Annotated in this window: 26 protein-coding genes; 7 read left to right on the top strand and 19 right to left on the bottom strand. The window is 53.3% G+C overall.

What is annotated here, in order from left to right; translation table 11 throughout:
• Positions 1-42: 42 nt before the first annotated feature.
• The 4 genes from ACT9TW_RS21285 to yfbV form a co-directional block, all read right to left on the bottom strand.
• Positions 43-1,875 (bottom strand): SLC13 family permease, encoded by a 1,833-nt coding sequence (locus ACT9TW_RS21285; RefSeq protein ID WP_446493627.1) that lies wholly within the window; start codon positions 1,873-1,875, stop codon positions 43-45.
• Positions 1,876-1,952: 77 nt separating this feature from the next.
• Positions 1,953-2,612, bottom strand: coding sequence for a sugar phosphatase (locus ACT9TW_RS21290; protein WP_446493628.1), 660 nt, complete (start codon positions 2,610-2,612; stop codon positions 1,953-1,955).
• 11 nt (positions 2,613-2,623) lie between these two features.
• Entirely contained in the window at positions 2,624-3,118 is a 495-nt protein-coding gene (locus ACT9TW_RS21295) for a YfbU family protein (RefSeq protein ID WP_182061868.1), read from the bottom strand.
• 91 nt (positions 3,119-3,209) lie between these two features.
• Positions 3,210-3,665, bottom strand: a complete 456-nt coding sequence (gene yfbV / locus ACT9TW_RS21300; protein ID WP_014071115.1) for a terminus macrodomain insulation protein YfbV — start codon at positions 3,663-3,665, stop codon at positions 3,210-3,212.
• A 337-nt stretch (positions 3,666-4,002) separates the two neighbouring features.
• On the opposite strand from yfbV, the gene ackA reads away from it, so the two are divergent.
• Positions 4,003-5,205 carry an acetate kinase gene (ackA, locus tag ACT9TW_RS21305; protein ID WP_182061869.1) on the top strand — a complete coding sequence of 401 codons (1,203 nt, stop codon included), beginning with the start codon at positions 4,003-4,005 and terminating at the stop codon, positions 5,203-5,205.
• Positions 5,206-5,281: 76 nt separating this feature from the next.
• Positions 5,282-7,423: a phosphate acetyltransferase gene (gene pta, locus ACT9TW_RS21310; protein WP_014071117.1), complete on the top strand. Its 2,142-nt coding sequence runs from the start codon at positions 5,282-5,284 to the stop codon at positions 7,421-7,423.
• A 107-nt stretch (positions 7,424-7,530) separates the two neighbouring features.
• Here the strand turns inward: pta and ACT9TW_RS21315 are convergent, their stop codons facing one another.
• The 5 genes from ACT9TW_RS21315 to ACT9TW_RS21335 form a co-directional block, all read right to left on the bottom strand.
• A complete protein-coding gene (locus ACT9TW_RS21315; RefSeq protein WP_446493629.1) occupies positions 7,531-8,484 on the bottom strand; it encodes a transketolase family protein in 954 nt (317 codons plus the stop codon).
• Positions 8,477-9,307, bottom strand: coding sequence for a transketolase (locus tag ACT9TW_RS21320; protein WP_446493630.1), 831 nt, complete (start codon positions 9,305-9,307; stop codon positions 8,477-8,479). Before ACT9TW_RS21320 ends, ACT9TW_RS21315 begins: the two co-directional genes overlap by 8 nt.
• Positions 9,304-10,695 carry a PTS ascorbate transporter subunit IIC gene (locus ACT9TW_RS21325; RefSeq protein WP_182061871.1) on the bottom strand — a complete coding sequence of 464 codons (1,392 nt, stop codon included), beginning with the start codon at positions 10,693-10,695 and terminating at the stop codon, positions 9,304-9,306. The genes ACT9TW_RS21320 and ACT9TW_RS21325 overlap by 4 nt, the downstream gene beginning before the upstream one ends.
• Positions 10,696-10,717: 22 nt before the next feature.
• A complete protein-coding gene (locus ACT9TW_RS21330; protein WP_014071121.1) occupies positions 10,718-10,990 on the bottom strand; it encodes a PTS sugar transporter subunit IIB in 273 nt (90 codons plus the stop codon).
• 80 nt (positions 10,991-11,070) lie between these two features.
• A complete protein-coding gene (locus ACT9TW_RS21335) occupies positions 11,071-11,514 on the bottom strand; it encodes a PTS sugar transporter subunit IIA (RefSeq protein WP_315686278.1) in 444 nt (147 codons plus the stop codon).
• Between the two features lie 236 nt (positions 11,515-11,750).
• Here ACT9TW_RS21335 and ACT9TW_RS21340 point away from each other — a divergent pair, with 236 nt between their 5' ends.
• On the top strand, positions 11,751-12,770 hold the full coding sequence (locus ACT9TW_RS21340; RefSeq protein ID WP_182061874.1) for a LacI family DNA-binding transcriptional regulator: 1,020 nt from the start codon (positions 11,751-11,753) through the stop codon (positions 12,768-12,770).
• A gap of 3 nt (positions 12,771-12,773) precedes the next feature.
• On the opposite strand, the gene yfcD is transcribed toward ACT9TW_RS21340, so the two are convergent.
• From yfcD to yfcF, 3 genes are read right to left on the bottom strand one after another with little or no spacing between them, the layout of a single operon-like run.
• Complete coding sequence (yfcD, locus tag ACT9TW_RS21345; protein ID WP_182061875.1) at positions 12,774-13,328, bottom strand: NUDIX hydrolase YfcD; 555 nt, start codon at positions 13,326-13,328, stop codon at positions 12,774-12,776.
• Between the two features lie 55 nt (positions 13,329-13,383).
• Positions 13,384-13,935, bottom strand: coding sequence for a phosphodiesterase (gene yfcE / locus ACT9TW_RS21350; protein WP_182061876.1), 552 nt, complete (start codon positions 13,933-13,935; stop codon positions 13,384-13,386).
• Positions 13,936-13,990: 55 nt separating this feature from the next.
• The gene (gene yfcF / locus ACT9TW_RS21355; RefSeq protein WP_446493631.1) at positions 13,991-14,635 is read right to left on the bottom strand and encodes a glutathione transferase; all 645 of its coding nucleotides are present in this window, start codon (positions 14,633-14,635) and stop codon (positions 13,991-13,993) included.
• A 138-nt stretch (positions 14,636-14,773) separates the two neighbouring features.
• Between yfcF and yfcG the strand changes: the two genes are divergently transcribed.
• The 4 genes from yfcG (at position 14,774) to ACT9TW_RS21375 (ending at position 17,290) form a co-directional block, all read left to right on the top strand.
• Positions 14,774-15,403, top strand: coding sequence for a GSH-dependent disulfide bond oxidoreductase (yfcG, locus tag ACT9TW_RS21360; RefSeq protein ID WP_315686282.1), 630 nt, complete (start codon positions 14,774-14,776; stop codon positions 15,401-15,403).
• A 74-nt stretch (positions 15,404-15,477) separates the two neighbouring features.
• Positions 15,478-15,846 (top strand): dihydroneopterin triphosphate 2'-epimerase, encoded by a 369-nt coding sequence (gene folX, locus ACT9TW_RS21365; protein WP_182061879.1) that lies wholly within the window; start codon positions 15,478-15,480, stop codon positions 15,844-15,846.
• Positions 15,847-15,859: 13 nt separating this feature from the next.
• Positions 15,860-16,765: a TIGR01777 family oxidoreductase gene (locus ACT9TW_RS21370; protein ID WP_446493632.1), complete on the top strand. Its 906-nt coding sequence runs from the start codon at positions 15,860-15,862 to the stop codon at positions 16,763-16,765.
• 3 nt (positions 16,766-16,768) lie between these two features.
• Positions 16,769-17,290 (top strand): GNAT family N-acetyltransferase, encoded by a 522-nt coding sequence (locus ACT9TW_RS21375; protein WP_446493633.1) that lies wholly within the window; start codon positions 16,769-16,771, stop codon positions 17,288-17,290.
• Positions 17,291-17,384: 94 nt separating this feature from the next.
• Here ACT9TW_RS21375 and hisP read toward each other — a convergent pair whose 3' ends face one another.
• The 7 genes from hisP to ACT9TW_RS21410 all read right to left on the bottom strand — a co-directional run bounded on the left by hisP (position 17,385) and on the right by ACT9TW_RS21410 (position 23,377).
• Complete coding sequence (hisP, locus tag ACT9TW_RS21380) at positions 17,385-18,158, bottom strand: histidine ABC transporter ATP-binding protein HisP (RefSeq protein ID WP_182061882.1); 774 nt, start codon at positions 18,156-18,158, stop codon at positions 17,385-17,387.
• An 8-nt stretch (positions 18,159-18,166) separates the two neighbouring features.
• Positions 18,167-18,883 carry an ABC transporter permease gene (locus ACT9TW_RS21385; protein ID WP_182061883.1) on the bottom strand — a complete coding sequence of 239 codons (717 nt, stop codon included), beginning with the start codon at positions 18,881-18,883 and terminating at the stop codon, positions 18,167-18,169.
• Complete coding sequence (locus ACT9TW_RS21390) at positions 18,880-19,566, bottom strand: histidine ABC transporter permease HisQ (RefSeq protein WP_182061884.1); 687 nt, start codon at positions 19,564-19,566, stop codon at positions 18,880-18,882. Before ACT9TW_RS21390 ends, ACT9TW_RS21385 begins: the two co-directional genes overlap by 4 nt.
• An 88-nt stretch (positions 19,567-19,654) precedes the next feature.
• Positions 19,655-20,437, bottom strand: a complete 783-nt coding sequence (hisJ, locus tag ACT9TW_RS21395; RefSeq protein ID WP_315686288.1) for a histidine ABC transporter substrate-binding protein HisJ — start codon at positions 20,435-20,437, stop codon at positions 19,655-19,657.
• A gap of 242 nt (positions 20,438-20,679) precedes the next feature.
• Positions 20,680-21,462, bottom strand: a complete 783-nt coding sequence (argT, locus tag ACT9TW_RS21400) for a lysine/arginine/ornithine ABC transporter substrate-binding protein ArgT (protein ID WP_182061886.1) — start codon at positions 21,460-21,462, stop codon at positions 20,680-20,682.
• 290 nt (positions 21,463-21,752) lie between these two features.
• Positions 21,753-22,322, bottom strand: coding sequence for a UbiX family flavin prenyltransferase (locus tag ACT9TW_RS21405; RefSeq protein ID WP_182061887.1), 570 nt, complete (start codon positions 22,320-22,322; stop codon positions 21,753-21,755).
• Between the two features lie 41 nt (positions 22,323-22,363).
• Entirely contained in the window at positions 22,364-23,377 is a 1,014-nt protein-coding gene (locus tag ACT9TW_RS21410; protein WP_182061888.1) for a LacI family DNA-binding transcriptional regulator, read from the bottom strand.
• Positions 23,378-23,500: the final 123 nt, after the last annotated feature.

Consider the following 23,500-nt stretch of genomic DNA (forward strand, 5'->3'; position numbering starts at 1 on the left):
GTGGCGGCTTCGCCTTACCCGGCCTATGTTTCTGCGCTGGCGCTAAAACGGGAATAAAACAGGAATTAACACCACGCACACCACCATCACCAGCACCGTAAATGGCACCCCAATCTTCACGAAATCACTGAATTTATAGTTACCCGGCCCCAGCACCAGCGTGTTAACCGGTGAAGAGACAGGCGTCATAAAGGCCGCCGACGCCGCCATCGCCACCATCATGGCAAACGGATAAGGCGAGACGCTCATTGATTTCGCCATCGCCAGGGCAATGGGTGCCATTAATACGGCTGTTGCGGTGTTTGAGATAAACAAGCCAATCGCGGCACACATAACAAACAAGCACACCATCATCATATAAGGCCCGTAGCCACCGCCAACGTCCATCAACCCTTTCACAATCAAGTTCACACCGCCGGTTTTTTGCAGCGCCAGCGCAAAGGGCATCATCCCGACGATAAGAATAATGCTCGGCCAGTGAACGGCTTTGTAGGCACTTTCCGCATCTATGCAACGGAATTTACCCATTAGCAAACAAGCAATAATTGCCGCCACCGGATTGGGGATCTCGTCGGTAAGCATCAGAGCAACCATCAGCACCAGGCAAAAAATCGCATGAGGTGCCTGGCTGTGAGCAGGTGAGGCATCGCTCTCTTCAATGGGCATGTTGAGCACCACAAAATCACGGCCTTTTTGCCCCAGTTGGCTGATTAGCTTCCAGTTGCCCACGACCAGGAAGATATCTCCCAGCAGAATAGGTTCATCGACCACAGCGCCTTCAAGCGCCACGCCGTCACGTTTCAGACCAACAACATTCAGGCCGTAGCGGGTACGAAAACCAATTTCGCGGACGGTTTTACCCAGCAGTTCCGATTCAGGAATAAGTGAGACTTCAGCCATGCCCACATCCAGCGCCTGATCCGAAAAATACTCGCCGCGCAGAACCATGGGCTCAAGCAGCTGTTCGCTGCAAAACTCGCGCAGGTCGACGTCTGCCGTGGACATATCAATCAGCAAAACGTCGCGCGCACGGAATTCTGATACCCCGTTAACATTGACAATCACCCGACGAAAGCGACGCCAGCGCTCCACACCGATAACGTTCGCGCCGTAACGCTCGCGCAGCCTGAGGTCATCAAGCCGCTGACCAACCATCGGCGAACCTGGGCGGATCGCCAGGCGGCGGGCCCGGCCAGTCAGGCGATACTCTTTAATCAAATCGCGGAAGGTACGCCGCTTCCAGCCATCTTTCGCTTTATCCTGTTTTTCGCCCTTTAGCGCAAAACGGGTTAACAGCATATAGATAACGCCCAGAACCAGAATCACCAGCCCAAGCGGGGTGACGCTAAAAAAGCTAAACCCCTGCAACCCTTCGCGGATTAACTCACTGTTGACCACCAGGTTTGGCGGCGTGGCCACCAGCGTCATCATGCCGCTGATAAGCCCGGCAAAGCTCAGGGGCATCATCAGACGTGACGGCGAGGTCTGCATTCGCATGGAGACACTCAGGACAACCGGAATGAAAATGGCCACCACGCCGGTTGAACTCATAAACGCGCCCAGCCCGGCAACGGTTACCATCAGGTAGACCAGCATTTTGGTTTCACTGTTACCCGCAACCTTGACCAGCCACGCCCCCATAATGGTCGCCACACCGGTGCGCACCAGGCCATCACCGATAATAAACAGGGCCGCAATCAGAATGACGTTAGGGTCACTAAACCCTGAGAAGGCTTCATGCAGCGTGAGCGTGCCGCTCAGTACAAAGGCAACAATGACAAACAAGGCGATGGCATCCATGCGCACCTTGCCTGTGGCAAAGAGAATGATGGCGATTAAAAGCAGGCTGAGGACCCAAATCAGTTCACCGTTCACAACATATCCTTGTCAGAGGGATCAGAGGAAAAGAGTGCCATAAAAAAGCCCCAACAAAGTGGGGCTAAATCATGGGATTACATTTTCAACGAGACAGTTACAACTCCGTCAGGCGACTTAGAGACCGCTATCGCCGTCAGAGAGCTGAGGACAAAATCGGCTTCGTCCAGCCGGGGAGAGTCCGCCGGTACGTTAACCGCGATAACGTGGCTGCCAGCATTCAAACCAGCCAGAACACCGGCCGCCGCATCTTCCACCACGACACACTCTGCGGGTGCAAGCCCCAGTAACTCAGCGCCCAGTAAAAATGCATCAGGCTCTGGTTTGCCGTGCTTAACGCGTTCTGCGGTGATAAACACTTCAGGCTTAGGTAAACCCGCCGCTTTATGACGCGCATGTGCAACAGGGATTGAACCCGATGTCACGATAGCCCACGGGATGTGCGCTTCGTTCAGATGTTCAAGCAGTTCACGCGCACCAGGAAGTGCAACGATCCCGTCAGTATCTGTCGCTTCAATTTGCTCAAGATATTTGAACTCCGCCTGAATCTCTTCCTCCGAGCTCCCCGCCAGGAAATGGCGCAACGAGGTAATGGCCTGTTTGCCATGGATGAAATTCAATACTTCCTGGTGGTCTATGCCATGCCTGTCGGCCCAATGGCACCAGGAGCGCTCCACAACCGGCAGCGAATCCACCAGCGTACCGTCCAGATCAAACAGAAAACCTTTACACTGCACATGCACCTCCGTCAGGCATTAATGATTTGTTGAATTTCGTTGCTACTTAAATGGTACTGGCGCGGGCAGGAGTGCCAGACGCTCAACATACGCTGGTATTTTTCCCACATTGGAGTCTGCGCATTAAAACCGTGCGTGCCCGCATCAAAGTGGGTATAACGCCCTTCTGTGTTCACCATAAAGCGCACATAGCTGAGATAACGCGCTTCAGTTGCGGCATCAAAGCCCAGGAACGTGACGCGACGTTCATCGATGGACTGCTGATCTTTGAGATTGGTCCAGGAAACGTTCAGTGCGTGATACATCTCCATGATATCGATAACGGTACGGCAGGTTTCTTCTTTAAGCTCGCCAAACTCGCGATCCAGTTCGCGCATCTGCAAACCAAACCCGCGTTCAACGATAGTCTGCAAGCGGCTGTAGCGCTCAGCGTTGTCGGGATCAAGCATAGTCATCATCTTGTACTGGTTAGACAAAATCAGACGTTGAGCATGGGTCATTTCCATCTTTCGACTCCTGTAGCGCATTGCACTTAAAAAAAAGACACGGTAACGGTTTGTTACTGTGCCTTCTTTTAATAGTCGTTTCGATGATCAATCACAAATCATCGAGGAATGTTTTATCAAGTTGTTTAAATGCTCGCTTAAGGGTATCGGCCAGCGCCTGATAATCCGGTTTACCTTCAACCGGGGCTAACGCCTGCCCAGCCTCTTCAAGTTTTCCGCGAACTTCATAAAACCAGTGTAAAATTGTTGGTGGCAACGGTGTTACCGAACGTTTGCCTAACCACCACAGGCCCTGCATTGGCAGGCTTAGCGCAAACAGCGCTGTGGCAACGGCCGGCCCAAGCTGGCCACCCAGTGCAATTTGCCAGCACAGGGTAAAGATAGCCACAGGCGGCATAAAACGAATCGCATAACGCGTGGCGCGTATCACGCGATTCTCAACGAACATTGGCGCAAGGCGCTTTTCCATGGGCCACGTCTTTGCGTAATGCTGGCCCCGACGAAACAGACTGAAAAAGCTCACGGAGGGGATCTCAGGTGTCGACATGGCTGTACCTCAACTTCACATATAAAAATTAAAATTTTCGTGCAAAACCACAACAAGCTATGACAACGTTCAAAATATTTTGTCATCGCTACCCAGTATCGGGTATTCTGTGCCAGCCTGATAGGGCCTTAGACGAGAATCGTTAACTCGTCAAATTATCGCATATTATGCCATTGTCTGAAAAATGTTCAAAATGGCATAAAATCATATGTATTTCTTCCATCATGCCAGAATGTTCGTTCGGCATGATGTTAATCATAAATGTCTGGGTCCGATTGCGTTACGCTTCACGACTCACTGACGTTTTTTTAGCCACGTATCAATAATAGGTACTTCCATGTCGAGTAAGTTAGTACTGGTTCTGAACTGCGGTAGCTCCTCACTGAAATTCGCCATCATCGATGCGCTCAACGGTGACGAGTACCTCTCTGGTTTGGCCGAATGTTTCCACCTGCCAGAAGCACGTATCAAGTGGAAGATGGACGGCAGCAAACAAGAAGCGGCTTTAGGTGCAGGCGCCGCTCACAGTGAAGCGCTGAACTTTATCGTTAACACTATTCTGGCACAAAAACCAGAACTGTCTGCTCAGCTGACTGCGATTGGTCACCGTATCGTCCACGGCGGCGAAAAATACACCAGTTCCGTGGTGATCGACGAATCTGTGATCCAGGGTATCAAAGACTCTGCATCCTTCGCGCCGCTGCACAACCCAGCTCACCTGATCGGTATCGCTGAAGCACTGAAATCCTTCCCGAATCTGAAAGACAAAAACGTGGCCGTATTCGATACCGCGTTCCATCAGACTATGCCGGAAGAGTCTTACCTGTATGCCCTGCCGTACAGCCTGTACAGAGAGCACGGCGTACGTCGTTACGGCGCGCACGGCACCAGCCACTTCTATGTCACACAGGAAGCGGCAAAAGTGCTGAACAAACCGGTTGAAGAAGTGAACATCATCACCTGCCACCTGGGCAACGGTGGTTCTGTTTCTGCTATCCGCAACGGTAAATGTGTTGATACCTCCATGGGCCTGACCCCACTGGAAGGTCTGGTGATGGGTACGCGTTCCGGTGATATCGACCCGGCGATTATCTTCCACCTGCACGACACCCTGGGCATGAGCGTTGATCAGATTAACAAGATGCTGACCAAAGAGTCTGGCCTGCTGGGTCTGACCGAAGTGACCAGCGACTGCCGTTATGTTGAAGACAACTACACAGACAAAGCAGACGCTAAACGTGCAATGGACGTTTACTGCCACCGTCTGGCTAAGTACATCGGTTCTTATACTGCACTGATGGAAGGTCGTCTGGACGCGGTTATCTTCACCGGTGGTATCGGTGAAAACGCCGCAATGGTCCGTGAACTGTCCCTGGGTAAACTGGGCGTTCTGGGCTTCGAGGTTGATCACGAACGTAACCTGGCTGCCCGTTTCGGTAAGTCTGGTTTCATCAACAAAGAAGGCACCCGTCCTGCTATCGTTATTCCAACTAACGAAGAGCTGGTCATCGCGCAAGACGCGAGCCGCCTGACAGCCTGATTCCACACCGCCAGCTAAGCTGGCGGTGCTGTTTTGTAGCCCGCCCAATTTCGGCGGTAACGAAAGAGGATAAACCGTGTCCCGTATTATTATGCTGATCCCTACCGGAACCAGCGTCGGCCTGACCAGCGTCAGCCTTGGCGTTATCCGTGCTATGGAACGCAAAGGCGTTCGTCTGAGCGTCTTTAAGCCAATCGCCCAGCCACGTGCCGGTGGCGATGCGCCTGACCAGACCACCACCATCGTGCGCAAGAACTCCAATCTGCCAGCAGCTGAACCGCTGAAGATGAGCCACGTTGAATCTCTGCTTTCCAGCAACCAGAAAGACGTGTTGATGGAAGAGATCATCGCCAACTACCACGCCAGCACGCAAGATGCAGAAGTGGTACTGGTTGAAGGCCTGGTGCCAACGCGCAAGCATCAGTTTGCCCAGTCTCTGAACTTTGAAATCGCGAAAACGCTGAACGCTGAAATCGTCTTTGTGATGTCCCAGGGTACAGATACTCAGGAACAGCTGAAAGAGCGTATCGAACTGACTCGCAGCAGCTTCGGCGGCGCGAAAAATACCAACATCACCGGCGTTATCGTTAACAAACTGAACGCACCGGTTGATGAGCAGGGTCGTACTCGCCCTGACCTGTCCGAAATCTTCGACGACTCTTCCAAAGCGAAAGTGGTTAAAGTTGACGCGGCTAAACTTCAGGAAGCCAGCCCACTGCCTGTTCTGGGCGCGGTGCCATGGAGCTTTGATCTGATTGCGACCCGTGCAATTGATATGGCGCGTCACCTGAACGCTACCGTGGTTAACGAAGGCGACATCAACACCCGCCGCGTGAAGTCTGTCACCTTCTGTGCGCGCAGCATTCCGCACATGCTGGAACACTTCCGTGCAGGTTCCCTGCTGGTGACTTCCGCTGACCGTCCTGACGTGCTGGTTGCTGCGTGCCTTGCTGCGATGAACGGCGTGGAAATCGGTGCCATCCTGCTGACCGGTGCGTACGAAATGGACCCACGCGTAAGCAAGCTCTGCGAGCGCGCTTTCGCCACTGGCCTGCCAGTATTCATGGTGAACACCAACACCTGGCAGACCTCTCTGAGCCTGCAAAGCTTCAACCTGGAAGTACCGGTTGATGACCACGAGCGTATCGAGAAAGTTCAGGAATACGTTGCAAGCTACATCAACGCAGACTGGATCGAATCCCTGACTGCGACCTCCGAGCGTAGCCGTCGTCTGTCTCCTCCGGCATTCCGTTACCAGCTGACCGAGCTGGCGCGTAAAGCAGGCAAACGTGTTGTTCTGCCAGAAGGCGACGAACCACGTACTGTTAAAGCGGCTGCCATCTGTGCAGAGCGCGGTATCGCGACGTGTGTGCTGCTGGGTAACCCGGAAGAGATCAACCGCGTAGCAGCCTCTCAGGGCGTTGAGCTGGGCACAGGCATTGAAATCGTCGATCCAGAAGTGGTTCGCGAAAGCTATGTTGCACGTCTGGTCGAACTGCGTAAGAGCAAAGGCATGACCGAAGCTGTTGCGCGTGAACAGCTGGAAGACAACGTGGTTCTGGGTACGCTGATGCTGGAACAGGACGAAGTTGACGGCCTGGTTTCTGGTGCGGTTCACACCACTGCGAACACCATTCGCCCGCCATTGCAGCTGATCAAAACAGCGCCAGGCAGCTCTCTGGTGTCTTCTGTGTTCTTCATGCTGCTGCCTGAACAGGTTTATGTTTACGGTGACTGCGCGATCAACCCAGACCCAACCGCAGAACAACTGGCTGAAATCGCTATCCAGTCTGCTGACTCCGCGATTGCGTTCGGTATCGAACCACGCGTGGCGATGCTCTCTTACTCCACCGGTACTTCTGGTGCAGGTAGCGATGTAGAGAAAGTTCGCGAAGCAACTCGTCTGGCACAGGAAAAACGTCCTGACCTGATGATCGACGGCCCACTGCAATACGACGCCGCCGTTATGGCAGACGTTGCGAAATCCAAAGCGCCGAACTCGCCGGTTGCAGGTCGCGCTACCGTGTTCATCTTCCCGGATCTGAACACCGGTAACACCACCTACAAAGCGGTACAGCGTTCAGCTGACCTGATCTCCATCGGGCCAATGCTGCAAGGGATGCGCAAACCTGTGAACGACCTGTCTCGTGGCGCGCTGGTAGACGATATCGTCTACACCATCGCTCTGACCGCGATCCAGTCTTCACAGCAGCAGTAAGATAAAAAGCCCGGTGGCGCTAGCGCTTACCGGGCCTACGGTTTTGTAGGCCGGATAAGCGAAGCGCCATCCGGCAAGAAAGGCGACTACAGAGTCGCCTTTTTTATTTACAGCAGCTCTCTTGCCGCCGACACAATGTCATGTGCCGTCAGGCCGTACTCTTTTTGCAGGAAATCCTGCGTACCCACCTGGCCGTAGCGTTCCTTCACGCCCACGCGCCGCATCGGCACCGGACACGTCTCTACCAACACTTCCGCTACGGCTGAACCCAGCCCGTTATGAATACTGTGGTTTTCGCAGGTGACGATACGCCCGGTTTTCTCTGCATAATTCTTCACTAACATGCGGTCAATGGGCTTGAGGGTAAACATGTCGATGACCGCAGCGCTCACCCCTTCCTGCTCAAGCTGACGCGCGGCTTCCAGCGCTTCTGCCACCATAATGCCGTTGGCAATCAGAGTAATGTCGGTTCCTTCACGCAGCACGTTGCCTTTACCGATAGTAAACATCGAGCCCGGCGCATAGACGCTCGGTGCCTGCTTACGGATGGTGCGCACCCAGTAAAAGCCTTCGAGGTCGATAAGCTGGCGCAAAACATCTTCGAACATCACTGCATCGGTGACTTCCAGCACTACCGAATGGGCAAGGCCACGCACAATGCCCATATCCTCAAACGACATATGCGTGCCACCGTTGTGACAGGCCGTCACGCCGGCATCAGATGCGATAACTTTCACGTTATTACGCTGGTAGTCCAGGGACATAAACAATTGGTCAAAACAGCGGCGGCTGGCGAACGCGGTAAAGGTATGCACGAAGGGTTTACGTCCGGTGAGAGACAACCCAGCCGCCGTACCAATAACGTTAGCCTCCATAATGCCGCAGTTAATCACATGCTGCGGGTAATCGCGCGCCACGCCGTCCATTGCCATAGAGCTCATCAGATCGGCTTCCAGGGCGATTATCTTGCTCCCGGCCTCAATCTGTTTTGCCACAAAACCGGCGTAGACTTTACGCATCTCTACGGCATCTTTTTGTCCTGCGGGTGCAACCTTAATCATGTGAAGCCTCCAGTTGGCGGATTGTCTCGTTGAGTGCCGCTTTGCTCTCTTCGGTCAATCGCAGGTGGTGCGAATTGCTAAGCTGCTCCAGATACGGCACCCCCTGCCCTTTGATGCTGTCGAGGATCACCGCCCGCGGACGCGCATCGGCCTGCGGTATCAGGGATGTCACCTCCAGCAGCGCCGGGATGTCGTCACCTTTTACCGTCACCACGTCAAAGCCAAAGGCGCGGAATTTCCCTTCCAGGTCGAATGCGCTGATGATTTCGTCCAGCTCGCCATCAAGCTGCTGTTTGTTCCAGTCAACGAACACCGTCAGGTTGTTCAGGCGATGGTGGGCAATAAACTGGAACGCTTCCCAGCACTGCCCTTCGTTCAGCTCGCCGTCACCCACGATGCAAAATACCCGGTTCGGCCTGCCTGACAGCTTGTGCGACAGCGCCATTCCGCCTGCGATGGAAATCCCCTGCCCCAGGGAACCGGTGGTAGCGTCCACACCACGCGTTTTCAGCCTGTCCGGATGGCTTGGCAGACGCGTTCCGTTCTGGTTCAGGGTGCTCAGCTCTGCAACCGGGAAGTAGCCCTTAATCGCCAGGGTGCTGTACAGCGCCGGGCCAGCGTGTCCTTTCGACAGCACAAAGTAGTCACGCTCTGGCCAGTCGGGGTCGGCCGGGTCAATTTTCATTACCGCCCCGTACAGAACGGCCAACGTTTCGACCACCGACATACTGCCGCCATAGTGACCAAAACCCAGCTGCGTCAGTGATTTCAGGGTTTCAACGCGGATTTCACGCGCCAGTTGGGTGATTTCAGTGACATTCATGATTTGGCTCCGGTGTTTTCCTGCGCATTACCGCCCGCAGATTTGTTTTTAGCGAACACGTTGTACGCCACCAGCAGCGCGAACAACGCAACAACAAGCCCGGTGATCGCCATTGGCGACAGGAAGCGTGCGAGGTTGCCCAGCACAATCCCGACTGCGCCGAAATCAGCATCCGAGAAGGTGGTGTTGGCAAAACCAATCGCCCCGAGAACCGGCAGCAGCAGTACAGGCAAGAAGGTGATCAGCAGGCCGTTGGCAAACGCACCAATCATGGCCCCGCGACGCCCGCCGGTTGCATTACCGAACACACCCGCCGTTGCGCCAGTAAAGAAGTGCGGCACCACGCCCGGCAGGATAAGCACCCAACTGAACTGACCGCAGATGAACAGCCCGACCAGACCGCCGAGGAAGCTGAACAGGAAGCCAATCAGCACCGCATTTGGCGCATACGGGTAGACCACAGGGCAGTCCAGCGCCGGGCGCGCATTCGGCACCAGTTTTTCCGAGAAGCCGGTAAAGGCCGGAACGATCTCCGCCAGAATCAGGCGCACACCTTGCAGGATAATGAACACGCCAGCCGCAAAGGTAATCGCCATGATGATGGCGTACACCAGGTAGTTCTGGCCGCCGCTGAAGGTCGCCTCTACGTATTCACGCCCGGCACTTACTGCCATGATCAGATAGATAATCATCATGGTCAGGGAGATAGAAATAGAGCTGTCACGCAGGAAGCTAAGGTTCTTCGGCAGGTTCATCTCTTCGGTTGAACGCGAGCCTTTGCCGCACTTGCTGCCAATCCAGCCTGAAAGCACATAACCAAGCGTGCCAAAGTGGCCGAAGGCGATCTCATCGTTGCCGGTAATGCGCTTCATGTAACGCTGCGCAATCGCCGGGAAGAACGCCATGATCAAGCCCAGGATCAGTGAGCCGGTGAACACCAGGCCGACACCTTCAAACCCTGCCACTGTCAGGATCACGCCAATCATGCACGCCATATAGAAGGTGTGGTGTCCGGTCAGGAAGATGTACTTCAGGCGGGTGAATCGCGCGACAATAATATTTGCCACCATCCCGAAGGCCATAATCAACGCCGTGGATGCACCGTATTTCTCCAGCGCAATAGACACAATCGCTTCGTTATTAGGGATGATGCCCTGAATAGTGAAGGCATGTTCAAACATTCCACCTAATGGATTTAAGGAGCCCACCAGTACCGTTGCGCCGCCGCCCAGAACAATAAAACCCAGAATGGTTTTAATTGTGCCTTTAACGACATCGGAAAATGCTTTTTTCTGCGCAACCAAACCGATTAACGCAATTAAGCCAACCAGTACCGAAGGGACTTTTAATATATCAACAACAAAATTCAGCGTTTCAAGGATAAACATATCCACCTCGCCTCTTCAGGGTTTATTGTTTTGCGAACCAGGCACGCAGTTGCGTTTCGAGTTCGTTGATATCGATGATGTTATTGATCACCACCAGTTGGCTTTCTGGCACGCTGGCACTGGCCGCAATGTCTTTTGCCATCACAAAGAGATCGGCGGCACCCGGCGTGGCTGATGAAAGGTCGGAGTGTTCGACATCCGCGTCAATTTCCAGTTTTTTAAGCACCTTTTTAATATTCATTTCGACCATAAAACTACTGCCCAGGCCAGAACCGCAAATAGCCATGATTTTCATTGTTATCCCCTTTTTTGAGTAGAGTACGTCGCATCACGCTTTCGCGTAATGTTGTGACTTATCGGTTTAAAGTAATTAAATCAGAAGCGGTCGATAATCTTTTTAATATCCTCCAGCGTATTCGCCTGATGCAATTCAGCCATATCTTCGTCACTGGAAAATAACTCTGCCAGCGCAGATATCATTTCAATATGACTATGCTTATCGGGGGCCGCCAGCATAACGATCACATCAACGGGATCGAATTCTCCGGCACCAAAAGACACTCCGTGTTTCAGTTTTAATAATGACAGGCCAAGTCCTTTTGCCCCCTCTTCTGGCCGCGCATGTGGCATAGCCAGCCCTGGTGCCAGCACATAATACGGCCCGAGCTTATGGTGCTGCTCAACGATTGCCGTCACATACTCTGGCGCGATCACCTGCATGTCGAGCAATGGTTTTGCACACAGCTCCAGCGCCTGAGGCCAGTTTTCTACGCTGTCCTGAAGGGTGATGGTTGTATCATATATCCAGCTTTTGAGCACTTTGCTCTCCCGGTGTTACGCAAAAGATGAGCAAACTTTATTCAACACCTGAATACTTGACTGTGATCATGATCGCAAAGATAGCGCTACCAATCACTAACATTCAGAATTGTGATAGCGCTATCAAATTGTAATCAATGTGTAAAATCACAGAAAATAAAGGGATTTAAGGCGTATACTGCCTGTCACGTGAAGCGAAGGATGAAATGAGTCGCGACTGGTCAGCAGGAAGGTGTATGTCTCTAACCCGAAAACGACGTAGTACCGGTAAAGTGACACTTGCCGATGTTGCACAACTTGCTGGTGTGGGCACGATGACCGTGTCCCGTGCGTTACGCACACCCGAACAGGTTTCCGATAAACTACGTGAGAAAATTGAAGCCGCTGTGCAGGAACTGGGGTATATGCCCAATCTGGCCGCCAGTGCGCTGGCATCGGCCTCCTCATGGACGATCGCAATGGTTGTTCCCAACCTTTCCGAAGCAGGTTGCTCAGAAATGTTTGCCGGTTTACAGCAGGTACTGCAACCCGCGGGCTACCAGATAATGCTGGCAGAATCTCAGCATCGTCTTGAACAAGAAGAGAAACTGCTCGAAACCTTGCTGGCATCAAACATTGCCGCCGCGATTTTACTCAGCGTCGAACATAGCGATACCGTGCGCCACTGGCTGAAGAATGCCTCAATTCCGGTGATGGAAATGGGGGCAATGCGTGCCGACCCTATCGATATGAATATCGGGATCGACAACGTGGCCGCCATGTATGAGCTGACGGAGATGCTTATCCAGCGCGGCTACCAGAACATAGGCCTGCTGTGCGCTAACCAGGAACAGTGGATATTCCAGCAACATTTGCAGGGTTGGTACAAAGCCATGCTGCGCCACCATATGTCGCCTAATCGGGTGATTAATGCGGCCATGCCGCCTAATTTCTCCACCGGCACGGCGCAACTGCCGGAGTTTTTACTGGCCTGGCCTGAGCTGGATGCGCTGGTTTGCGTCTCGGACGAGATGGCCTGCGGGGCGTTGTACGAATGTCAGAGACGCCGCATCAAAGTGCCGGACGAGCTTGCAGTGGTCGGGTTTGGCGATAGCGATGTGAGCCGGGTTTGTCAGCCGCCGCTGACCACAATGGCCGTGCCGCATCGTAAGATTGGTATTGAAGCGGGAAAGGCGCTGCTGGAACGTCTTAATGACGGAGACTGGAGCGATCATAAACCTATCGCCTCCAGCCTGTGTTTGCGAGAGAGTTGTTAAAGCTTATTCAGCCTCTTCCTGTTTCTCGGGTTTTGCGGATTCGTTATTGGCGTTGCGACTCATCCACAGCGCCAGCGCTTTTAACGAATCTGGGGTGAATTCATCACAGCGAGCGGTGATCTCTTCAGGGGTCATCCAGCTCACTTCGCTGACTTCTTCTTCCTGAAGCGCAAATGGCCCATGGGATACGCAGCTAAACAGCCCGCCCCAGACGCGGCAATTTTCGTCTTCAAAATAGAACTGACCGTGCTCGGCAAACGGCACGCCCGCAATACCTAACTCTTCTTCGGCTTCACGACGTGCTGACTCCAGCAACACTTCGTCTGCCTGAACGACGCCGCCCGCAGTGGCATCCAGCATCCCGGGGAGAAAATCTTTGGTGTCAGTGCGACGTTGTACCAGGATTTTGCCCATACCATCATGAACCACGATATAGGTTGCACGGTGGCGCAGACGCTCTGCACGCATTTGCGCGCGGCTTGACTGCGCGATCACTTCATTGTCTTCGTTGACAATGTCTACCCACTCTGTACTTGCCAAATGACTCTGCTCCACCATCGGGAAACCTTTTCGTCTGAGCGCTCTTACGGCGCGTTTGCAGTTGAGGTGTAACTTACGGATTAATCGTTACCTGCGCAATAACTTGCTGATCATTAAGTGCGATAACGCTTAACGTATTCTCATCCAACAACCCGTAGCTCGCCGGGTATCCGCCTTTCGGTATGCTCACTGAACCGGGGTTAAAGTGATAAATCTCCCCACGTTTTTCCGCCACCGGAATATGAGTATGACCATAAACCAGGACATCGCCAGCGGCGAGCGCAGGGAGATTGTCCGGGCTAAAAAGATGACCGTGAGTCAAAAAGAGACGGCATTTTTCCAGCACAACCTGCTGCCAGGGTGCCGTCATGGGGAAATGCAGCAGCATCTGGTCAACTTCACTATCGCAATTACCGCGCACGGCAATAATGCGCTGTGCAACCGTGTTGAGCTTCTCAGCAACCTGCGCCGGGGCGTACCCTTCCGGTAACGCATTGCGCGGGCCATGGTTCAACACATCGCCCAGAATAACCAGCCACTGCGCCCGGCTCTGTGCGAACAGAGATAACACCTGCTCTGTTGCGGGCAGCGACCCGTGAATATCCGACGCAAACATAAGTTTCATCAGCCACTCCTCAGGAAAACAGACTGCCCTATCATACCTGAAGCCTCAGGGCTTATCAGCACGCACGCTTAGCGGAGAGTGCCACAAAGCGCTGTACTGACGCGCGCTGCCACTGGAATGTCGCATAATCGACCAGCAACTGAGGAACCTCGTCGCCGTTGAGAATAAGACGGTTCAGCATCAGCGCCAGGTCGACATCGGCAATACACCATTCACCAAAAAGATTCGGATTACCGTGGGCCAGCAGCGATGATGCGGTATCAATGAGTTTACGCGCGCTGGCAAGACCTTCCTCACTGAGCGGCGGTTTTTTCACCCCGGCAAAAACAACATCGGTGGAGCGTTCCACACGGATCGGCACCAGGTCACTGCGTAACCACGCCTGGATCTGACGCGCCCGCGCTCGTTTCTGGAGATCGTGCGGGTAGATGCGTTCCCATTCCGGCGGCGCAAACCGCTCTTCCAGGAATTCCGCAATCGCCGACGATTCGCTGAGCTCGAACCCGTCAATTTCCAGCACCGGCACGCGGCGGGTCAGCGTGTAGCCCTGCCATTCTGGTTTCAGGTGAGCGCCACTGTTCAAATCAACGGTTTTAAGCGTAAACGACAGCCCTTTTTCGGCCAATGCGACGTACACGCTCATGACATATGGGGAAAAGAAATCGGCATCGGACCATAACGCAATTGCAGGTTGGTTCATAATTTCCTCATCGACGACTGGTTTTCACTCAACATATAATCTCTTTGCTTCCCTGTCACTTGATGAAAACTCACGATTTACAACAAGCACCTATACTCGTTTTTATCGCCCGGCACTTTGTCATAACAGGAGATGAGAATGATAGACCTCTACTATGCCCCTACCGCGAATGGTCATAAGGTCACCCTCTTTCTTGAAGAAGCGAAACTGGATTACCGGATCATCCGTGTCGATATCAGCAAGGGCGACCAGTTCAGACCGGATTTCCTTACTATCTCACCCAATAACAAAATTCCTGCCATTGTTGATAACGCACCAGCGGACGGCGGCAGACCGCTTAGCCTGTTTGAATCAGGTGAGATTTTGCTGTATCTGGCAGAGAAAACCGGCAAGCTTCTCAGCGGTGAATTGCGTGAACGCCACCACACACTGCAATGGTTGTTCTGGCAATCAAGTGGGCTCGGGCCCATGCTGGGGCAGAATCACCATTTTAATGCCTTCGCGCCGCAGCTGATCCCCTACGCGATAGAGCGCTATCAGGTTGAGACACAAAGACTTTATGGCGTGATGAATCGTCGGCTGGAAAAATCACCCTGGCTCGGAGGCGATCATTACAGTATTGCCGACATCGCCTGTTGGCCGTGGATCAACACCCACGAACGGCACCGTATCGACTTAGCCACTTACCCTGCGGTGAATAACTGGTTCGAGCGCATCCGTACGCGCCCGGCCACCGAGCGCGCCCTGCAAAAAGCGCAACAGATTTAAACACCTGCCCCTCTTGGGCAGGTGTTATATCCTCATGTATCATAGAGGAAATAATGACACGGAGAAGACCTGCAATGTCGCAACATGACGCTATTATTCGCATCAAAAACTTACGCTTACGCACCTTCATCGGTATCAAGGAAGAAGAGATCGCCAACCGCCAGGATATCGTCATCAATGTGGCTATCCACTACCCGGCCGACAAAGCGCGCGCCAGCGAAGACATCAACGATGCGCTGAACTATCGCACCATTACCAAAAGCATCATCCAGTACGTTGAGAACAACCGCTTCTCTTTGCTGGAAAAATTAACTCAGGATGTGCTCGATATCGCACGCGAACATCACTGGGTCACTTATGCTGAAGTAGAGATCGATAAACTTCACGCCCTGCGTTACGCCGACTCAGTCTCCATGACGTTAAGCTGGCAACGCCAGGCATAAACCTGGAGGTTGTATGAAGATTCTGCTGACTGGCGGCACTGGTCTGATTGGAAGCCATCTCATTCCTCGCCTGCAAGCGTTACACCACGAGATAACCGTTGTCACCCGCAGCCCGGAAAAAGCACGTCAGGTGCTCGGAACAGGGGTCGACATCTGGAAAAGTCTGGCAGAACAGCAGAATCTTGATGGCTTCGACGCCGTTATCAACCTTGCCGGCGAACCCATCGCCGACAAACGCTGGACGGAAGAGCAAAAACAGCTGCTGTGCAGCAGCCGGTGGAACATCACCGAAAAGCTGGTTGAGCTTTTCCGCAACAGCCATACCCCGCCAGCCGTGTTTATTTCCGGCTCCGCTGCCGGTTATTACGGCGATCTGGGTGAAGTGGTGGTGACCGAAGAGGAACCACCGCATAACGAATTTACCCATAAACTCTGCGCCCAGTGGGAACGCATCGCCTGCGCAGCGCAGAGCGATAACACCCGCGTTTGCCTGCTGCGAACCGGCGTGGTGCTTGCGCCAAAAGGCGGCATTCTGGCGAAGATGCTCCCCCCCTTCAGGCTGGGACTGGGCGGACCGATCGGTAATGGCCGTCAGTATCTTGCCTGGATCCATATCGACGATATGGTCAACGGTATACTCTGGCTGCTGGATAACGATCTGCGCGGGCCGTTTAATATGGTGTCTCCATATCCGGTACGTAATGAACAGTTTGCTCATGCGCTGGGTCATGCGCTTCATCGCCCGGCGATATTGCGCGTGCCTGCAACGGTTATCCGGCTGATAATGGGCGAAGCGTCTGTGCTGGTGCTCGGCGGGCAGCGCGCGCTGCCAAAACGGCTGGAAGCAGCGGGATTTGCGTTTCGCTGGTACGACTTAGAAGAGGCGCTGGGGGATGTGGTGGGTCATTCTCACCCGTAGATTATGGCAACTATCACCACACCCCGGCTGCACCTGGCTCCTTTCGAACCCTCTGACTGGGCGTTTTTCCGCACCCTGCGGGAAGACCGCGCCATCATGCGCTATATGGCTGCCATCGCACCGGAAAAAGAGACGCGTCGCGTGTTCGCTGCGCGCCTGACCGCGCCGCATATTTTTGTTATTCGTATGCATGATGATGATACCCCGCTTGGTGATATTGGCCTGCAAATCAGCGCGGTAAACCGCGAAGAAGCGGATATTGGTTATACGGTGGTGCCCGCGGCGCAGGGAAAAGGGATCGCCAGCGAAGCGCTTTGTGCGATGTGTGAGTACGCGTTTAACCAGACGGGCGTGAAGGCAGTTAACGCCTACGTGCTTGCGGATAACGGCGGGTCGGTGCGGGTACTAGAAAAAGCGGGTTTTGTACGTATACAGGTGCTGGAAAAGGCGTATGAGATTGACGGGGTTCGGTATGACGACTGGGTTTATCGACTGGAATCTACCGGACGGCAACAGACTTTGTAGGCCCGGTAAGCGAAGCGCCACCGGGCGAATTGGCGGTACTGCGGCCTGATGCCCTCACCCCGTCCCTCTCCCACGGGGAGAGGGAGAACTCCAGTTACTTCAGAGAGCCTTTCAGGAACTGTTGCAAACGCGCGCTTTGCGGGTTCGCTAACACCTCATCCGGGTGTCCTTGCTCTTCGATTTTCCCCTGATGCAGGAAAATCACATGGTTCGACACGTTACGGGCAAAGCCCATTTCGTGCGTCACCACCACCATCGTTTTCCCCTCTTCGGCCAGCTTCTGCATAATGCGCAGTACTTCGCCAACCAGTTCAGGGTCAAGCGCAGAGGTCGGTTCATCGAACAACAGCACTTCCGGCTCCATCGCCAGCGCGCGGGCAATAGAGACACGCTGCTGCTGACCACCGGAAAGATGCACCGGGTACTTCATCTGCTGGCGCTCATCAATACCCACTTTTGCCAGGTATTTAATCGCGCGTTCACGTGCTTCCTGCTTGCTTAAGCCCAGCACCTGAACCGGCGCTTCCATCACGTTCTCCAGCACCGTCATATGGCTCCAGAGGTTAAAGTGCTGGAACACCATTGTCAGGCGGGTACGCAGCAGGCGCAGCTGGTTTTTATCCGCAACTTTCAGCTGACCGTCTTTATCTCGCACCAGGTTGATGTTCTGGCCGCTTACCACGATGGAGCCTTCGCTCGGCTTTTCGAGGAAGTTAATGCAGCGCAGGAAGGTACTTTTACCCGAGCCAGATGAGCCGATAATACTGATCACATCGCCCGCATTAGCCTGTAGCGACACCCCTTTCAGCACTTCATGTTCGCCGTAGCGTTTGTGCAAGTCGATAACGTTTAGTTTGTTCTCAGCCATCATAATTCTCAGTGCGTCGAAGAAGGTTTTATATGCTGCAACCAGCGTTTTTCAGCCTTGCGGAACAGGCTAATCAGGACATACGAAATAATCAAATAGAGTACTGCCGCAATGCCAAACGCGGTAAACGGCTGATAGGTCGCGGAGTTAATATCACGGGCGATTTTGAGCAGATCCGGCACAGTGGCAGTAAACGCCAGCGCGGTAGAGTGCAGCATCAAAATCACTTCGTTGCTGTATGCCGGCAGTGCGATACGCAGTGCCGATGGCAAAATAATGCAACGGTAAAGCTTCACGGAAGAGAACCCGTAGGCGCGCGCGGCTTCAATTTCACCGTACGGCACCGAGCGAATAGCACCGGCAAAAATCTCGGTGGTATAGGCACAGGTATTCAGCGTTAAGGCCAGCACCGTACAGTTCAGACCGCTACGGAAGAAGGCATTCAGCATTTCAGTGCCTTTTACTATCTCCAGGGTGTACATACCTGAGTAGAACACCAGCAGTTGCACGTACAGCGGCGTGCCGCGAAAAACATAGGTAAACAGCCAGATAGGGAAACGAATAAATTTGTTATTCGACACGCGGCCAATGGCCATAAAGATCGCCAGAATGCCGCCCATCGCCACCGACGAAATCAGCAGCCACAGGGTTATCGCCACACCGGTGAAGCGATAGCCATCTGTCCACAGCAGCGATTTCCAGTATTCCTGAATAATCTCAATCACAGGTCAGCCCTCTTCACACCCACGGAGTAGCGACGTTCGAGCAGAAGCAGCACACCATTGGAGACGGTCGTAAAGACCAGATAGATAACGCCACATACCACAGCAAAGTAGAACGGCTCCCAGGTACTCTTACCCGCAAGCTGCGTCGCTTTAACCACGTCTTCCAGGCCGAGCAGAGAAACCAGCGCGGTCGCCTTGAGGATAACCTGCCAGTTGTTACCGATGCCCGGCAACGCGTAGCGCATCATGGCCGGGAACATGATCCGGCGAAATGTTTGTGAGGAGGTAAAACCAAACGCGGTCGCTGCTTCAATGTGCCCTTTCGGCACAGCCATGTAAGCACCGCGGAAGGTTTCCGTGAAGTACGCACCGTAAATAAAGCCGAGGGTAATAATACCGGCCACCATTGGGTCGATATCAATTTGCTCCATGCCGATGGCGTCTGTCAGGCTGTTCAGCGCAATCTGGAGGCCGTAAAAAATCAGCAACATCAACACCAGATCAGGAACACCGCGAATCAGCGTGGTATAGCCTTCAAACAGCAGCGCCAGAGGTCTGTTTGCTGAAAGCTTTGCCCCTGCACCCGCCAGGCCTATCAGCACCGCCAGCACCACGGAGCTGATAGCCAGCTCAAGGGTGACCAGCGCGCCTTGTAAAATAACGCCAGAAAATCCGTACAGCATACCGCGTGCCCTGTCGTATCGTGAGTAGTGAAACCGTGTCTTTTCCCCTCCCATGTCAGGAGGGGGCGCACGTTATATGACGGGGGGATTAGCCGCCGTACACGTTGAAATCAAAGTATTTTTTCGCCAGTTTTTCGTAAGTACCGTCAGCACGCATTTCTGCAAACGCTTTGTTCAGTGCTTCACGCAGTTCGTTGTCTTCTTTGCGCAGGCCCATACCGGTACCCACACCAAAGAGTTTCACATCCTTAATGGACGGACCACCGAACTTGTAATCTTTACCCACAGGCTGTTTCAGGAAGCCTTCGCTTGCGGCGACTTCATCCTGGAATGCGGCATCAATACGGCCAGCCGTCAGGTCAGCGTAGATATTTTCCTGGCCCTGATAAGAGACAATTTCAATCCCTTTTGGCGCCCAGTGTTCGTTGCCGTAGGTTTCCTGAGTGGTCCCCTGCAACACGCCCACGCGTTTGCCTTTCAGTGATTCAATCGTTGGCTGGATATCAGAAGCTTTTGCCACCACCAGGCGAGAATCCGCAGCGTAGAGTTTGTCCGTGAAGGCAATTTCCTGCTGACGTTTTTCGGTGATAGAGAGAGAGGACATAATCACGTCGATTTTTTTCGCTTTCAGCGATGGGATCAGCGCATCCAGTGGGTTTTCAACATAGGTACATTGCGCTTTGATACGTTTGCACAGTTCGTTGGCCAGATCGATGTCAAAACCGATCAGTTCCCCTTTCGCATTCTTCGATTCGAACGGGGCATAGGTTGGATCAGTACCAATACGAATTTTTTGCGGAATGGCAGCGAAAGCCGCGGTTGTGCTGGAAACGGCCAACACCAGAGAAAGTGACAATATCAGTTTTTTCATATCTATCCTCAACAGACTGGATTCTTACGGGATTTTTTACTACGACGGGGTGGCCTTAATGTGCCATTAATCCCCTCCGCAAGGCAAAAGATAATGCCCCACCGGTGGGATTTTTTGCATCATGAGTGCTTAAGTATGCATTAACAGGCCATTTACTGACCGCAAATGCACCATAATGGTTCACCAACACCCGTAAAGCACCACGACAGCCCCCTGCCATGGTGCATTCCCGCCAGCAGCGATTAGTCGCCGTATACGTTGAAGTCGAAGTATTTCTTCGCCAGTTTGTCGTAGGTACCGTCTTTACGCAGTTCGGCAAATGCTTTGTCGAACGCTGCTTTCAGCTCAGTATCGTCTTTACGCAGGCCAATACCGGTGCCGTCGCCAAAGTATTTTTTGTCTTTAACAGACGGGCCAGCAAACGCATAATCTTTGCCCGCAGGTTGTTTCAGGAAGCCTTCGCTTGCGGCCACTTCGTCCTGGAACGCAGCATCAAGACGGCCTGCCGCCAGGTCAGAGTAAATCAGATCCTGGTTCTGGTAAGCCACCACATCCACGCCTTTTTCACGCCAGGTCGCATTAGCGAAGCCTTCCTGGGTTGAGCCCTGAAGCACACCCACGTGCTTACCTTTCAGCGAGTCGATGGTTGGCTGGATTGGGGAGCCTTTCGCGGCAATCAGACGAGAGTCTGCGGCGTAGAGCTTGTCAGAGAAGGCAATCTCCTGCTGACGTTTTTCGGTGATGGAAAGAGAGGAGATAATGGCGTCAATTTTCTTGGCTTTCAGTGACGGGATCAGCGCGTCGAAGTCACTGCCCACCCATGTGCATTTAACCGCAATGCGTTTGCACATCTCATTTCCCAGATCGATATCAAACCCAACGAAATCGCCTTTCGCATCCTTGGAAGAGAATGGCGCGTAGGTTGCGTCTGTACCGATACGTACTGTCTGTGGAAGCGCTGCGTAGCTACCTGCTGCTGCACTTAACCCCACGAGCAAAGACAGAGCCAAAACCGTCTTCTTCATACATTTACCCTCAAGTACCGTGATTTTATTATGTATTGTGTTGTGTGTTGTGTTGCAGGCTTCTCTTGCAGGTCTTATGCCACATTGCCGTCTGGTCAAAAAATCGACGTTAAATATGTTAATAAAACGTTGCGATATTGCCTTAATGGTGAAAGATAGCAGGTCTGCCGAACGAACCGGAAAGAGAAAAAGGGAAAAAGCGAATTAAATGTTGAGGATATGATCGCGGTTGCAGTTTTGCCCTGAAACAGGGCAACTTGTCTTTTCATGCACACATCTGGTGCACAGATTCAGGCACCTTGCCAGCGCGTGAAAAGGTCTTCAGGCAGGTCGATATCAAACTGATCCAGCACGCGGTTAACCGTCTGATTAATCACATCATCCAGCGACTGAGGCCGGTGGTAGAACGCTGGCACAGGCGGCATGATGATGGCACCCAGCTCTGCCGCCTGGGTCATTAAGCGCAGATGCCCCAGGTGCAGCGGCGTTTCGCGTACGCATAATACCAGCGGGCGGCGCTCTTTCAGCACCACATCCGCAGCGCGCGTCACCAGCGTGTCGGTATAGCTGTTAACAATGCCTGAGAGGGTTTTAATTGAGCAGGGCAAAATCACCATTCCCGCCGTTTTAAACGAACCCGAAGAGATGCTGGCCGCGATATCACGGGCATCGTGAACCACATCAGCCAGTGACTGAACATCGCGCAGGGAGAAATCGGTTTCGAGGGAGAGTGTCTGACGCGCCGCCTGGCTCATCACCAGATGGGTTTCCACTTCTGCCACGTCACGCAGTATCTGCAACAGACGAACGCCGTAAATTGCGCCGCTGGCACCGCTTATCCCTACAATGAGTCGTTTCACTAAGATTGCCTCTTCCACATAATGACGCAAACTTTGCCGGATTAACGTGCCGGGCGCAACAGCGCATGAGATGCTTCGCTGCCAGAGCTTTCACGAATGACAAGCCGGACAGGCTGGAGCAAGTTTCTTTCGCTCTCTTCATTCAGCAAGAGGCGAAATGCATCCCGGCCAAGCTCTCGCTTATCAATCGCCACCGTGGTCAGCGGAGGATGAGCCCAGGCCGCGGCATCAATATCGTCGAAACCGACAATCGCCATATCCTCCGGGACATTCAGCCCCTTACGTGCACAAACACGCATCGCCACCAGTGCGGCAACGTCGTTATAAGCAAAGATAGCATCCGGCGGACGAGGCAAGGCGAGAAGATGATGCATCCCGTCAACCAGCGCCTGTTCAATGTCTTTCACCGGTGGCACTTCAACCTGGTACTCAGGGGGTAAAGTCAGCCCGGCATCAAATAATGCCTGCTGGTAGCCCTCCACACGCTGGCGAATGCTGTAATGGTGTAAAGAGTGCCCCAGAAAGGCAATCCGTGTTCTGCCCTGCTGGATAAGATGCCGGGTCGCCACAAAACCACCGTGGAAATTATCCGGGTTCACGCAGGGGAATTCCGGCGCCCACAGGTCGACCAGCGCCACGGGTAGCGATATTTTATGGATCTCCCGTAATACCTCGGGCTCCATATAACCTGCGCAAATCACCGCATCGGGCTGATGCAGGTTAACTATCTCATTGATCGAATCTTCCGGGCCGACGGGCTGAAAGCTCATGGCGACGTCATTTTCCCGACACGCATCGGCAACACCCAGCATGACTGAAGAATAAAAGGGTAAAGCGCTGGCAATATTGTGCTGTTTATGGAGTAAAAACAGCAGGCGCTTAATTCGCCCATTACGTAAACGACTGAAGTCGTAACCTTCAGCTTCGGCAATGAACAGGATACGCTGGCGAGTCTCCTCACTCAGACCTGGCTGCCCTTTCAGGGCACGCGATACCGCCGCAATCGACACGCCGCTTGCCGTAGCAATATCCTTAATTCGGGTCTTTTTTACCATTTTTTACGGTGTTACCTTTCAGTCGCCCTTCGCCTTTCACTCAATACATATTACTCACTCCTGCAACAAAACCCCACGCCAAATCGCTCCCCTGCACCATTGAGTGATGAGTATCACTATAAA

The organism is Enterobacter sp. C4G1, from assembly GCF_052886895.1.